At 38.5% G+C, this 14,169-nt stretch carries 12 protein-coding genes; 1 reads left to right on the forward strand and 11 read right to left on the reverse strand.

The features are described 5' to 3' along the window. Positions 1-87: 87 nt before the first annotated feature. The 9 genes from dnaJ to gpr form a co-directional block, all read right to left on the reverse strand. Entirely contained in the window at positions 88-1,224 is a 1,137-nt protein-coding gene (dnaJ, locus tag AMET_RS14990; protein WP_012064153.1) for a molecular chaperone DnaJ, read from the reverse strand. Positions 1,225-1,299: 75 nt separating this feature from the next. Further along, positions 1,300-3,144 carry a molecular chaperone DnaK gene (dnaK, locus tag AMET_RS14995; protein WP_012064154.1) on the reverse strand — a complete coding sequence of 615 codons (1,845 nt, stop codon included), beginning with the start codon at positions 3,142-3,144 and terminating at the stop codon, positions 1,300-1,302. Positions 3,145-3,194: 50 nt separating this feature from the next. Further along, complete coding sequence (gene grpE, locus AMET_RS15000) at positions 3,195-3,803, reverse strand: nucleotide exchange factor GrpE (RefSeq protein ID WP_012064155.1); 609 nt, start codon at positions 3,801-3,803, stop codon at positions 3,195-3,197. A gap of 146 nt (positions 3,804-3,949) precedes the next feature. Further along, on the reverse strand, positions 3,950-4,984 hold the full coding sequence (gene hrcA, locus AMET_RS15005; RefSeq protein WP_242661300.1) for a heat-inducible transcriptional repressor HrcA: 1,035 nt from the start codon (positions 4,982-4,984) through the stop codon (positions 3,950-3,952). Positions 4,985-5,150: 166 nt separating this feature from the next. Then, positions 5,151-6,320 (reverse strand): radical SAM family heme chaperone HemW, encoded by a 1,170-nt coding sequence (gene hemW, locus AMET_RS15010; protein ID WP_242661303.1) that lies wholly within the window; start codon positions 6,318-6,320, stop codon positions 5,151-5,153. 97 nt (positions 6,321-6,417) lie between these two features. Further along, positions 6,418-8,226: a translation elongation factor 4 gene (lepA, locus tag AMET_RS15015; RefSeq protein WP_012064158.1), complete on the reverse strand. Its 1,809-nt coding sequence runs from the start codon at positions 8,224-8,226 to the stop codon at positions 6,418-6,420. 125 nt (positions 8,227-8,351) lie between these two features. Further along, positions 8,352-8,663 (reverse strand): hypothetical protein, encoded by a 312-nt coding sequence (locus AMET_RS15020; protein ID WP_012064159.1) that lies wholly within the window; start codon positions 8,661-8,663, stop codon positions 8,352-8,354. 52 nt (positions 8,664-8,715) lie between these two features. Further along, a complete protein-coding gene (gene spoIIP, locus AMET_RS24420) occupies positions 8,716-9,969 on the reverse strand; it encodes a stage II sporulation protein P (RefSeq protein WP_012064160.1) in 1,254 nt (417 codons plus the stop codon). A 124-nt stretch (positions 9,970-10,093) separates the two neighbouring features. Next, positions 10,094-11,068 (reverse strand): GPR endopeptidase, encoded by a 975-nt coding sequence (gpr, locus tag AMET_RS15030; protein WP_012064161.1) that lies wholly within the window; start codon positions 11,066-11,068, stop codon positions 10,094-10,096. A 207-nt stretch (positions 11,069-11,275) separates the two neighbouring features. Here gpr and rpsT point away from each other — a divergent pair, with 207 nt between their 5' ends. Then, positions 11,276-11,539, forward strand: coding sequence for a 30S ribosomal protein S20 (rpsT, locus tag AMET_RS15035; RefSeq protein WP_012064162.1), 264 nt, complete (start codon positions 11,276-11,278; stop codon positions 11,537-11,539). A 97-nt stretch (positions 11,540-11,636) separates the two neighbouring features. Here the strand turns inward: rpsT and holA are convergent, their stop codons facing one another. Together holA and AMET_RS15045 are read right to left on the reverse strand one after the other, a co-directional pair. After that, the gene (gene holA, locus AMET_RS15040; RefSeq protein WP_012064163.1) at positions 11,637-12,677 is read right to left on the reverse strand and encodes a DNA polymerase III subunit delta; all 1,041 of its coding nucleotides are present in this window, start codon (positions 12,675-12,677) and stop codon (positions 11,637-11,639) included. Continuing rightward, on the reverse strand, positions 12,674-14,140 hold the full coding sequence (locus AMET_RS15045; RefSeq protein ID WP_012064164.1) for a ComEC/Rec2 family competence protein: 1,467 nt from the start codon (positions 14,138-14,140) through the stop codon (positions 12,674-12,676). Before AMET_RS15045 ends, holA begins: the two co-directional genes overlap by 4 nt. Positions 14,141-14,169 lie beyond the last annotated feature (29 nt).

Here is a 14,169-nt window from a genome sequence, read left to right on the forward strand (position 1 = left end):
AGCTCAAGAATATAGAAATTCCATTAAGATTTTCATTATGCTAACCCACATCACATAAAGAAAATCACTCTAGCTAGTAGAGTGATTTTAGCTACTAAAAGCATCCTTTACTTTTTCAAAAAAGGACCTTCTTTGCTCGTGGATATCTTCACCACTTGCTGCTGCAAACTGCTTGAGCATTTCTTTTTGTTTGTCTGATAGTTTCTTCGGTACCTCAATAATTACCTTTACATACTGATCGCCCTTACCATATCCCTTAGGATGAACAATCCCTTTGTTTTTCAATCTAAACACAGTACCACTTTGAGTACCTTCTGCAATCTTGTACTTTACTTTACCTTCTAAGGTTGGTACTTCAAGTTCATCACCTAGGGTTGCTTGCACAAATGTAATCGGCATTTCACAGATCACATCATACCCATCTCTAACAAACAGTCTATGAGGCAATACTCTGAGAACAACATAAAGGTCTCCATAAGGACCTCCCTTGGTTCCTGGTTCGCCTTCTCCCCTTAATGGAATGGCAGAACCAGTGTCAACGCCGGCAGGGACTTTCACCTTTATCTTTTTATGCTTTTTAACTTTCCCTTTCCCACTACATGCTGTACATGGTTCTTCTACTATTTTACCTTCCCCATGACAGTGTTCGCAAGGTCGAACATTAACAATTTGACCTAGGGGTGTTCTTTGGGCATAACGCACTTCTCCTGTTCCATTACAATGACTACATGACTTGGCATCTGTTCCAGGCTTTGCACCAGATCCATGACAGGTACCACAATTATCTTGCTTATAAAACTCAACGGTCTTCTCTGCTCCAAATGCCGCTTCTTCAAAGGTAATAGACATTTCATATTGAATGTCTGAACCTCTTTGGGGACCACTTCTTCTTCTACCGGATGAGAATCCACCTCCGCCACCAAACATATCAAAAATATCTCCGAAAATATCTTCAAAGCCACCTCCGCCGCCAAAGCCTTGAGGTCCGCCACCATTTCCATTGACACCAGCGTGGCCATATTGATCATATCGGGCCTTTTTCTCCGGTGAACTCAATATTTCATAGGCTTCGTTTGCTTCTTTAAATTTACTTTCTGCCTCTGGGTCATCGGGGTTTCGATCGGGATGATATTTCATTGCTTGCTTACGATAAGCACGCTTAAGCTCTTGTTCATCTACATCCTTACTAACTCCCAATATTTCGTAATAATCTCTTTTACTCACCTGCTCACCACCTTTTTCCTCATATATTGCTAATGACTAAATTCGAGGACACCCTTGGGCGTCCTCTATTATTCATTATTTTTCGTCTTCACCTTGGGTTTCTTCATCTTTAACTTCTTCATATTCAGCATCCACAATATTGTCGTCTCCAGCTTGTTCTTGTCCTTCAGCTTCTTGTGCTTGGGCTGCTTGCTCATATAACTTTTGTGAAATTGCATGGAATACAGTATTCACATCTTCAATTGCTTTTTTCATATCCTCTACAATATCAGATTCCACGGCTTTTTTCAACTTTTCTAATTCAGCAGTCACTTTTCCTTCTTCTTCCTTATCGATTTTACCCTCTGATTCCTTTAAGGTTTTTTCGATTTGGTAAACTAAGGAGTCTGCCTGGTTACGCACTTCAATCTTTTCTTTTTGCATCTTATCTTCTTCAGCATGCTCTTCAGCTTCCTTGATTTTCTTCTCTATTTCTTCATCGGAAAGCTTTGTAGAAGCTGTTATTGTAATTTTTTGCTCTTTACCAGTTCCTAAATCCTTGGCCGAAACATTGACAATCCCATTGGCATCAATATCAAAGGTTACCTCAATTTGCGGTATACCTCTATGTGCTGGTGGTATTCCAGATAATTCGAATCTTCCTAGGCTTACGTTGCCTGCTGCCATTTCACGCTCACCTTGTAGCACATGAATGTCTACTGCCGGTTGATTGTCTGCAGCGGTTGAGAATGTTTGGCTTTTCTTTGATGGAATCGTTGTATTTCTTTCAATTAATCTTGTAAATACGCCACCTAGGGTTTCAATTCCTAAGGATAGTGGTGTCACATCTAGTAGTAATACATCCTTCACTTCACCTGTTAAGACTCCTGCTTGGATTGCTGCTCCTACCGCCACACACTCATCTGGATTCACACCCTTATGGGGATCTTGGTTTGTGATCTTCTTAACTGCCTGTTGTACTGCAGGAATACGAGTTGATCCTCCAACTAAGATAATTTTGTTAATATCTGAAGCTGATAATCCAGCATCCTTTAATGCACTTCTCATAGGTCCCATGGTTTTTTCAACTAAGTGAGAAGTAATTTCATCAAACTTAGATCTTGTTATATCCATATTTAAATGCTTAGGTCCTTCATTGGTTGCTGTAATGAAAGGCAGGTTAATGCTTGATGTCATTGTACTAGACAATTCTTGCTTGGCTTTTTCAGATGCTTCTTTTAATCTTTGTAGAGACATTTTATCTTTTCTTAAATCAATACCCTCTTGCTTCTTAAATGCTTCAGCAATGTAATCCATTAGGGCTTGGTCAAAGTCATCTCCACCAAGATTGTTGTTTCCATTTGTGGCTAGTACCTCGAAAACACCATCTCCTAGTTCAAGGATTGATACGTCAAACGTACCACCACCAAGGTCATAGACAAGAATTTTTTGGTGCTCATCAGTTTTGTCTAGTCCATAGGCTAATGAAGCTGCTGTTGGCTCGTTGATAATTCTTCTTACATTTAATCCAGCAATTTTACCTGCATCCTTTGTTGCTTGTCTTTGGCTATCTGTAAAATAAGCCGGAACCGTGATAACAGCATCTGTCACCGCTTCTCCTAAATAGGCCTCTGCATCGGCTTTGATTTTTTGTAAAATCATTGCAGAAATATCCTCTGGCGTATAATTTTTATCGTCAATGGCTACTTTATGATCTGACCCCATATGTGTTTTAATTGAGATAATTGTTTTTTCTGGGTTCACAACTGCTTGTCTTTTTGCAGGCTCCCCTACAATTCTTTCTCCATCCTTACCAAATGCAACAACTGATGGTGTGGTTCGGTTCCCTTCAGAATTTGGAATAACCACTGGTTCTCCGCCTTCTAAAACTGCCACACATGAGTTGGTGGTTCCTAAATCGATTCCTATAACTTTACCCATGTTTACTTCCTCCTTTAAAATCTATCATATTTTTATATTTATTTTATTATTCACTGAGCTACTTTCACCATGGCAGGCCTTAAGACCTTGCTATGGATCATATATCCCTTTTGGAAAACCTCAATGATTTCATCGGTCGGAGCATCTGACTCTTCCTTCATAATTGCATGATGTAAATTCATATCAAATGGCTTACCCAGGGCTTCAATTTCAACAACACCATGTTTCTCAAGGGAATCTTTAAGCTGCTTAAGTACCAGCTCCATCCCATCACATAAGCCCTTGTTTTGCTCCCCATCTACATCGCACGCCAAGGCCTTTTCAAGGTTGTTCACACTATCTAATAGACTTAATGCAAGTTTTTCATTGGCGTATAAATAAATATCATTCTTTTCCTTTTCAACACGCTTTTTATGGTTTGCAAAATCTGCTTGTAACCTTTGTAAGCGATTTAAATAATCTTCACTTTCTTTTTGCTTTGCCTCTAGCTTTGTCTTTAATCCTGCAACACTTTCCACTGATTCCTCTTGTGCATTTTCTGTTTCTTCCTTCATTTCATCAAGGACAGCCTCTAAATCACTTTCGGCAGTTTCCCTCACTTCGGTTTCAGCGGAGGCGGTTGTATCCTGATCCTTCATTTCTTTCTCTTCATGATTCAAAAAATCCACCTACCTTTTGTCATTTCTATTTTTATTTTAGGGTGCTCCTATGTATAAACCGAGACTTAATTATTATGAAGTCTTAGCTTACCTCGAAGATAAAACAAAGAGACAGTGCAAAATGCTTGCGCACTTCGCACCCCTCATTACTTGTATTTACCTTTTAGCACTTCATTAATATATTTATTGACCTGGCCCATGGTACTCATCACATTGGAATAATCCATTCTTGTTGGGCCAATAATACTAACAAATCCAATGACGTCTTCATCAATCTTATAGGTTGCTGTCACTAAGCTGTATTCTTTAGCTTCTTTATAAATATTTTCACTTCCAATGGTGGCATTCATTCCCTTATGACTAGAGGATAGAATCAGTTGACTAATTAGCTCTTTTTCCTCAAGCATTGATAAAAATGATTTGGCCTTAAAAATATCATTAAATTCAGGAAAGTTAAATATATTTGTGGTACCATGCAAGAAAAGTTCAATTTTATCTAGCTCTTCTAATGTTTGGAACATCTTAGGAATCACTGAATCAAAACCATGGCTTAATTGTTCTAATTCATGTGTAAATTCCTCAGTGAATTCTCCTGGAATCCCTTTAATGGCAACTCCCTGAAGCCTTCCGTTGATGACCTCTGAAATCTTACTAATTGCCTCAGCATCTAACCCTTCCGGCACTTGTAATACCGTCTTTTTAATGAGTCCTGTATCGGTTATGATAATTCCCAGAAGATGATGCTCATCCATTGGTATCAATTGAATATGCTTCAACCTAACTTCCTTGATTTGAGGCGCCAAAGCAATGGTTGTATAATTAGTCAGTTGAGATAAAATCTTGGAGCTATATTGTAATAGCTGCTCGATTTCCCCAAAACGATTAAGAAGATCACTTCTAATCTGATCTCGTTGAATCACCATGTTTTTTTCTAGCTGGAGCAAATGATCCACATACAAACGATAGCCTTTATCGGATGGAATCCTACCAGCAGATGTATACGGCTGGATCAGGTACCCCATATCCTCTAAATCAGCCATTTCATTCCGTATGGTCGCTGGGCTGACTTGAAGATCATACTTTTTCGATAGGCTTCTAGAGCCCACAGGCTCTGCTGTATAAATATAGTCTTGTATGATCGCCTGTAATATTTTTAGTTTTCTTTCATTTAGTTGCATCATACCACCCCAGATTATTAGCACTCTATCAAGTCGAGTGCTAACTATTCTGACTATAAAGTATCATTTCATTTGTCATTTGTCAATAGCTTTGTTGAGATTTTACCACAATTTTATCTTTGAGCATAGGATCCACATTTATAATGGATATCATCGCTAATATTGCCTCTTATTCTAGCAGCATTTCTGCAAAAACGATATTAGATAAATCCACGCCTCTTTGGCTCAACCGAATGCGATCACCCTTTATCGTTAAAAGTCCCTGGGAAATTAACTTATTGATCACGTCTCCATAGACATCAAAAACAGAGGATTGAAAGCGCTCGGTAAAGTCATTGATGGAAACACCCTCTAGGAGCCTCAGTCCCAAAAACATCGTTTCGCTGATTTCATCATTTCGAGTGATTAGCTCCTGGGTGTCCAAGGGTTTTTCCCCTATATTAATCTTATTAATATAGATACCAATATGAGATGTATTGGAAAAACGCATTTTTTCAAAATATGAATGTGCCCCCACTCCCAGGCCTAAATAAGGACGATTACGCCAATAAATTTGATTATGCCGACATTCATATTCTGGTTTAGAAAAATTCGAAATTTCATAATGAGTATAGCCCTTTGATTTTAATATCCTGATTGTTTCATGGAACATAGCTAGTTCTAGTTCCTCATCTAGGGTTTTGATCTTTTTATCCTCCACCCATTGATTGAAAGACGTCCCCTCTTCAATAATCAGACCATAGGTCGAAAGATGTGGTACCCCTAAATCAATTATTTCCGTTAAAGAAGCTTTCCATTCATTCATGCTTTGATTAGGCAAGGCAAACATCATATCTACATTGATATTAGAAAATCCCACCCCACGGGCATCTGCTAGATTTTGAATGAAGTCCCCATAGGTGTGGATTCTGCCTAGGGATTTTAGCAGGTGATCCTGACAGGCTTGCAGTCCGATACTTAAGCGATTAATCCCACTATCATAATACCTATGTAATTTGTCCTTAGATAAAAGTCCAGGGTTGGCTTCCATGGAAATCTCTGCCTTAGTATCAATCTCAACATGTCGCCTAATCCATTCCATCAATTCTGCCATGGCTTCTCCAGATAGTATTGAAGGCGTTCCACCACCAAAGAAAATGGTTTTGATTTCATATCCTGTTAAGGCTTCTTTATATAACAACACTTCCTGCTTTAATGCTTCTACATAGGGCCCAATCAAATGTTTTTCCCCACTAAAGGAAGTGAAATCACAGTAATAACACTTCTTTTCACAAAAGGGAATATGGATGTAAAGTCCTATTTCTTTCATAGTTTCACCTTCTTTTATATTCATTTTCATTAAATTCGGACGGGACAACCCCGCCCCTACCGTAAACAAAACTAGTAACATAGCCAAAGCCATCGGTTACTAGTTTGTGTGATTTAAAGTAAATAATCTAGGTGTCTAGCTTCAACACCGACATAAAGGCTTTTTGAGGCACTTCGACACTGCCGACCTGTCTCATTCGTTTTTTACCCTTTTTTTGCTTTTCTAGTAGTTTTTTCTTACGACTAATGTCTCCACCGTAACATTTGGCTAAAACGTCTTTTCTTAGGGCTCTGATGGTTTCTCTAGCAATTATTTTCGTTCCAATTGAGGCTTGTAGTGGCACAGGGAATTGATGTCTTGGTATTTCATCCTTGAGCTTTTCACACATTCCCTTACCACGGGCATAGGCTTTAGACTCATGCACAATAAAGGATAATGCATCCACCTGTTCACTATTAATTAAAATATCCAATTTAACAAGGGTTGAGGGTTTGTACCCCTTCATTTCATAATCTAAGGATCCATATCCCTTAGTCTTGGACTTCAATGCATCAAAGAAATCATAAATCACTTCATTTAAAGGGAGCTCATAGTGAAGATTTACCCTTGTCTCTTCAATATAATCCATTCCCTTCATCTCGCCACGACGGTCCTGACAAAGCTCAATCACGATTCCTGCATATTCACTAGGCACCATAATGGTTGCCTTTACAATGGGTTCTTCTATCACTGAAATTTCTTGTGTCACTGGTAGATTAGCAGGATTTTGAATCATCACAACCTCTCCATTGGTCTTTGTCACACGATAAATTACACTGGGGGCGGTTGTCACAAGATCTAGATTAAACTCTCGCTCTAATCGTTCCTGAATAATTTCCATATGAAGCAGTCCTAAAAAGCCACAACGGAAACCAAATCCTAGGGCTGCAGATGTTTCTGCTTCAAAGACTAAGGCTGCATCATTCACCTGAAGTCTATCTAATGCATCACGTACGTCTTCATATTTTTCTCCCTCTGCAGGGTAAACACCACAGTATACCATGGGTGTCACCTTCCGATAGCCCGGCAGTGAATGTTCCGTTGGATTCAGGGCATCTGTAATGGTATCTCCCACACGACAATAGCGTACATCCTTAATGCTGGCAGCGATATATCCAACATCTCCTGCACTTAACTGGTCTAGTTGAATAGGGCCCGGTGAGTACACACCCACCTCGGTGACTTCAAACTCTTTCTTAGTGGCCATCATTCTGATTTTCATACCCTTTTTGACAGTGCCTTCTACTACCCGAGTATAGGCAACCACACCCTTATAGTTATCATAATAAGAATCAAATACTAGGGCCTTCAGTGGAGCCTCTTCATCTTCCGTTGGTGGCGGTATGTTTTTGACAATAGCCTCTAGGACGTCATCAATATTGAGACCATCCTTTGCAGAAATCAATGGAGCTTCGCTGGCATCAAGACCAATAATATCTTCTATTTCTCGCTTAATTTCGTCGGGTCTAGCGCTAGGCAGATCTATTTTATTAATGACGGGTATGATTTCTAAATTTTGCTCTAGGGCTAAATAAACATTTGCCATGGTTTGTGCTTCGATTCCTTGGGCTGCATCTACAACTAAAATGGCACCTTCGCAGGCTGCTAAGCTCCTTGATACCTCATATGTAAAGTCTACGTGTCCCGGGGTGTCTATCAAGTTTAAATAGTAGTCTTGTCCATCTTTTGCTTTGTAAATCAGACGAATCGACTGTAGCTTAATAGTAATGCCACGTTCTCTCTCTAACTCCATATTGTCTAATACTTGTGCCTGCATTTCCCTTTGTGAAATGAGACCAGTACGTTCAATCAAACGGTCAGCCAAGGTAGATTTCCCATGATCAATATGTGCAATAATGGAGAAATTCCGTATTTTCCGTTGTCTATCACTTGGCATATATATTCCTCCTTCAATTTACCATAATCTCATCAATTATATCATAATATCTTTATAGTGGGTAGAGATTGATTTTTATATTCAAAAAAAATGTCGGAAACCCACCCGACATTTTTTTAAACCCTTCAATCTCCATTGTTATTCATCCTTTGCCTCATATATTGAATTCCCTCATCTATAAAGCTTTGTACATATTCCACTTTTTCACCAACGTATTCTTTCTCAATGCTGACTTCACTACCAAATAATGCAATCACATAATGGGCTGACCTTTGCTCATACCCAATCAGTCTTCCCTCTGCAAATCCAGTCATATCTCTTAGGGCATAGTCAGTAAATATAAGCCCTAGCACAAGCAATATGATTTGCAAAAAAATGTATCCCTTGAGCTGGTGTCTTCTTTTCTTGTCATTTTTCTTTTTCTCCATCCTGCTCATCTACATCACCATTTGGAGTGTTGACAATTTACACTCCCTTTAAACCCTCTGCTTATTCCTTCAATAAGTCCAAAGTGTCTGCCATTACCTCTGCTAAGTAAACAGCTGTACGTTTTGCTTCATCAATATGATTGGCATTGCTTCCCACCTCAAGTAGGGCATAGTGATCTACTAAAAATTGATTAAACTGTCCATAGGGTTTAACTAAAACCGGTTTCGCAAGTCCTGGGTATTTTTGATCACTGACCGCATTGACAAAGTGAGCAAATCGTTCAACTCGCTGGCGATTTTCAGCGGCTGGTCCAATGACAAACTGAAACTTTGTAGTGGTTTCATTATTAATAGTTGTCTGATTATTTGCAATGAGTTGTTGGCGATTTGGATTGGTTTCAATGTGATCATAGCCATCACGATGGATATCTAAGACCACTTGAATCGAGGGGTTCTCCTTTAAAATTCCCCGTGCAGTGGCGAGGCCCCGTGTATAAGAGCCACTATAGGAGGGGTAGTCGTGATATGTTGTATCATGAATCACATGATAGCCTCTCTTTTCCAACTCTTCAGTCATGATTTCAGCAACCTTGATGACAGTGTATTCCCTCTGCAATGAATGATAGTTCCCCTCAGATATTGGTTTGTAGGACTCCGTCCCATGGACGTGATAAATCAATATATCGGGCTTACCTGCTTGAAATTTAATTTTCTCTGGTCTTGTGAGTCCTGCTAAGGCACCTTCTAAATCTCCCGCTAGACTATCTATAATGTTGTGCTGATCAATTAAGTACACACCCTCTTGTCTCTCCCCCTTATCGTCCTCATCCATTTCAGGCTGAGCCGATGTTTCTTGGAGATGATCCTCTTGTATTACATCGTCTTCTTCATAGTAATCTGCAAAATATAAATCCCCACCTAGGGAACCCTCTTCAGGTTTAGTCTCAACCTCTTTAGGATCTATTTTTTCAACAGGAATAGATCCAGCCATAACTGTTTCCCGATGCAAGGCCACAACTGGAATTTGAGCTTGTACAAAAGTCAATGGATCTTTAAAATCCACTTGAAACAAGCCATTAAAAAAAGATGAATAAAATCTTTCCACTTGTCTTTTTACACTGATTTCCAATTCCTCTATCGGCGCAGGAAAAACCTGTTGAATTGATCTAAGAAAGAATTGATTTTTTTCATATACACCCTGGGAGTCCGCTAAGACCTCTCTGTTTAAAATAAGATTCCCCGTTGTAAGCAAAATGGCCACCAGTAAGACAAGAACAATTAGATTATAGTACTGGTTTACTATGTTTTTTTTCATTAAATGCCCCACCTTTGTTTATGTCCTTGGCAGAGGAGATTAAATCCCTCATATAGCCATACATATGAAAGGCAGGGCCCTTTTATAACATTAATTTTAAGTTATCTAATTTTATCTTCAGGGTTTAATGAATGTATCGATTGACATCTTTTAGGTCTATTCCCGGATGTAGGGCAATATTGATCCCATTGGCAATAATCTGAGAAAGGTCTAAAATGATATCATCAATTTCCTTTGGCGTCACCATGACATTGGCATTATAAGGCTCCAACACTTCACGAATCAATCCATATTTCTCTTCTTCCTTGAGCTTCTCCAGCATGCTATAAAATTCAGAGCCCGCCTGAGCTTGCTTTGAAAAAGCCTTAATCACCAGTTGAATGGTGTCATTGGTTAGGGTAGCTGCATCAACTACGGTGGGTACTCCTACTGCGATTACAGGAACCCCAAGACTTTCTTCATCTAATGCCATGCGTTTATTTCCCACACCTGATCCAGGACTAATTCCAGTTGTTGAAATTTGGATCGTTGCATTTACACGTTCCATTTTCCTCGAGGCAAGGGCATCAACCACCACCACAACATCAGGTCTGCTATGCTCCACGATTCCCTTAATAATTTCTCCAGTTTCAAGCCCCGTTGTCCCCATCACCCCAGGGGAAATGGCACTCACCTCTATCATATGATCATCGCTTTCCTTTTGATACATTTTAAATAGATGTCTTGTCACATGAATCTTAGCAACCGCCTTAGGACCTAGCGCATCTGGCGTGACATTCCAATTGCCCAGTCCTACCACTAAGGCTTTGAGATTTTTTCGTTCAGGCAACAGTGCCTTTAGCTCCTTAGCCAGTACTTGACTGATATGATCTTTTAAATCTGCATCAGCTTTTCTCAGACCAGGACTTTCTAAGGTGATATACATCCCTTGTTTCTTCCCCATAATTTCAGCACCCTGTTGATCCATTACATCAACACGAGTCACCAATACATCAGTATCTTCTTCCTGGTCTACCTTAACACCTGGAATCTCTTGTTGCTTTTCCTCTTGGTATAATTCTCTTACCTCTAAAGCTAAATCTGTACGAACTTGAAACATGCCAATCACCTCTTTACTCTATTTTCATCTATTATTTGTTGATTTCGCCATAATTATAGATATATTTCTAAAATGATTAATGGATTAAAATTTCTGAATAGTTTTACTGTTTGATGTCAATAAATGAAATATAACTTTTTTATTGCATTTTATATTTATTTCTGATAGAATTACACTGTTAATGACCACGCAAGGGGGTGAAATGCATTGGCAAATATTAAATCTGCACAAAAGAGAATTAAAGTAATCGCTAAGAAAACTGCAAGAAACAGAATGATCAAATCTCAATTAAAGACTGCTATTAAACGATTTGAAGAAGCTGTAGAGGCTGGTAACTTAGAAGAAGCAAAGGTAAAGTTAACTTTCGTAGAAAAGAAGCTTAGTCAAGCTGCTGCTAAGGGAACTGTTCATAAGTCAAGCGCGTCTAGAAAAATCTCTAGATTAGCAATCAGATTAAACAAAGCAATTTAATTTTATCACTGCGACCGTGTCTCATGTTTTAGTGATTACACATAAAAGAAGCGTACAAATTGTACGCTTTTGTGCTTTTTTGATATTTGATATTAACCTACTCAGTCTTGCACATTTCTACAACCAGTAATTCAATCCCGATCCGCTCATCTATTCTACCTGTTTTAATCATCTTATCTATTTCCAAGGACATTTGCATAATTCGAATCAAGGCTTCAATTCTAAAGCCTCTACTTTGCTGTTCACATTTTGAAGCCACATAGGGATGAACGCTAATTTTATCTGCTGCCATCTTTGATGAGTAGCCGTCCTCAACTAATAATTTAATAGATAAAATATTTTTGATCTGATTACTCATGGTAAAGAGTACCCTCATAATAGGTTCTCCCTCTGTCACCATTTGGTGTAACCTACGTAGGGCTTCACGACCATTCCGATTGCCAATTGCATCCAACAGCTTGAAAATATCATTTTGAAGGTTGTTGGTCATGATTGCTTCAATATGGGTATGGATGACTCGCTCTTCTTTTCCCATAAAAGCCACCAGCTTATTGATTTCATTATCAACATCATACAAACTTTGGTTTGTATTTCTTCCTAGATAATCTAAATTTGCAGTTAACAAAGAAAGCTCTCGTCTCTCAATTGTTTTTGTAGCCTGTTTTAACTTTTTCGAAATCCATTTTTCAAGTTCCAACTCCTTAAGTTTTTGAAACTCATAGTGCTTCCCATGCTTCTTGACCGCCTTAACAATCTTTTTTCGGCTATCTACACTGGTTGTCCCATAAAAGACAAGGCAGGTTGTCCTTGGTAACTTAGCTATGTAATGAATTAATTCTTCTTCCTCTACCTCAGAAATAGACTTTCGCTTTCCTTGAAAGGCATCGAAGTTTTTAATCAGTACCAATTTTTCTTCTGCCATAAAAGGAAGTGTCTCACAGGCATCAATGAGTTTCTCCACCGTAATGTCTTTCCCTTCAAAATAACTGAAGTTCAATTCTTCAAATCCTGAGGAGACTACCTTCTTTTTAAGCTTCTGGGCAATGTTCTCCATTAAATAGGATTCTTCTCCGTAGAGTAGATAGAGGTTTTCTATTTGATTTTTATTAATACTAGCGACGATTTCTTTATAACTCATGATATTTCCTTCCTTCTCAGGTTTAATCTAATTGCTGTCAAGATTAGATAATAGCAAAGGATGACGAAGATGTCAATTGCTCCAGTAGATAAACTACTGAAGGGGATTTGATTTGCCCCCTCCATTATCCAAAAAATATAGCTTAGTAGCCCATTTACCGAGTAGGCAATCAGTTGAGATAAACCAAATGAAATAAAACTAATTGCAAAGCCACAGAGTGCCACAATTAGAAGTGGTGCTAATATAGGTACAATGGCTATGTTTGTTAATAACGAGACCACAGATACTTGTTGAAAGTGGTATGCGATAATGGGGATTGTTCCGATTTGTGCCGCCAAGGTAATGGCCATTAATTGTTTCACTTTTTTAGGCAGACTCCCTAGTCTATCACATATTGGTTTGTAAAGTAGTAAAATACTTAAGGTTGCCACAAATGATAGCTGAAAAGAAATAGAAAATAGCTGTAGTGGGTTGATGATTAGTAGGATCACTGCCACAAGACAGAGCATATTGATACTATCATATCTCCGTCGTAAAAAATAAGCTAAAAGATAAAGATAATACATAGATGAAGCTCTAATAATGGATACTGGAAAATTCACCAGATATCCATAAAACAAAATGATTATTGCGGTAATTAAAAGTGTTTGATTTCTACCCATACCCAAAATCCTTAGGGTCTCTTGGATGAGAAGCACAAATAGTCCCACATGTAGTCCTGATACAGCAATGATATGGGCTGTACCAGCCTTAGAAAACAAGTCTAGTTCCTCTCTAGATAAGTAGCCTTGGTTTCCAAAAATAATACTTTTTATTAACCGACTATTTTTTTCAGCTAATAAATCGTCAAAATAATATTCCACCGATTTTTTCATTTTATCACTTGTTTGTCTTAAGTTCCAGTCCTGACTTTGTAATTTCATCGTTTGATTGCCATTGGTTTCAATTATACTTTGATATCCCCTACCCTTTAAATAAAAGTCGTAGCCCTGGAGGCTTTCACCATCAAGGGTATTTTTAACCTTTATATGACTTAGTTTAATCCAATCTCCAGGTTGGTAATAAGAAGCTTGTCCCATGGGCTGAGTCAACCGCAGAAGGGCTTTTTCATTAATTGCAACCTGCCCTTCTCCACCCATCACATATTCAAGATTGAATTCATATTCTACAAATCCCCTTTGGCTTCGAAGTTGTTGGGTAATGCTACCGATTACCTCTGGGACCACTTCAGCGTTCTTAAAAATTGTAGTTGAAAGCATCACATTTCCGTATACAAAGCTTCCCAGGAGCACAAATAGAACCCCTACAACCATGGTCTCATTCCGATCAAATAATACATTATACAAAAACAAAAGAATAAAAAGGAGGCCTACGCCTTTTAAACTAAGATGATATCCAGTTACGTATCCGACCACAATTCCTATCACAACACATATCAGTATATAAGAGAAGCGTCTTTTCATCACTCTCTCCTCCGTTAATTATATATCCT

The organism is Alkaliphilus metalliredigens QYMF, from assembly GCF_000016985.1.
Taxonomy (GTDB): Bacteria; Bacillota; Clostridia; order Peptostreptococcales; family Natronincolaceae; genus Alkaliphilus_A; species Alkaliphilus_A metalliredigens.

Bases quoted from the DNA above. Each gene is read 5' to 3' on its own strand.
- spoIIP (WP_012064160.1), bottom strand. From the start codon at position 9,969: ATGAAAAAAAACATAGTAAACCAGTACTATAATCTAATTGTTCTTGTC.
- AMET_RS15020 (WP_012064159.1), bottom strand. From the start codon at position 8,663: ATGAGCAGGATGGAGAAAAAGAAAAATGACAAGAAAAGAAGACACCAG.
- dnaK (WP_012064154.1), bottom strand. From the start codon at position 3,144: ATGGGTAAAGTTATAGGAATCGATTTAGGAACCACCAACTCATGTGTG.
- AMET_RS15045 (WP_012064164.1), bottom strand. From the start codon at position 14,140: ATGAAAAGACGCTTCTCTTATATACTGATATGTGTTGTGATAGGAATT.
- lepA (WP_012064158.1), bottom strand. From the start codon at position 8,226: ATGCCAAGTGATAGACAACGGAAAATACGGAATTTCTCCATTATTGCA.
- hemW (WP_242661303.1), bottom strand. From the start codon at position 6,320: ATGAAAATGAATATAAAAGAAGGTGAAACTATGAAAGAAATAGGACTT.
- gpr (WP_012064161.1), bottom strand. From the start codon at position 11,068: ATGTTTCAAGTTCGTACAGATTTAGCTTTAGAGGTAAGAGAATTATAC.
- holA (WP_012064163.1), bottom strand. From the start codon at position 12,677: ATGAGTTATAAAGAAATCGTCGCTAGTATTAATAAAAATCAAATAGAA.
- hrcA (WP_242661300.1), bottom strand. From the start codon at position 4,984: ATGATGCAACTAAATGAAAGAAAACTAAAAATATTACAGGCGATCATA.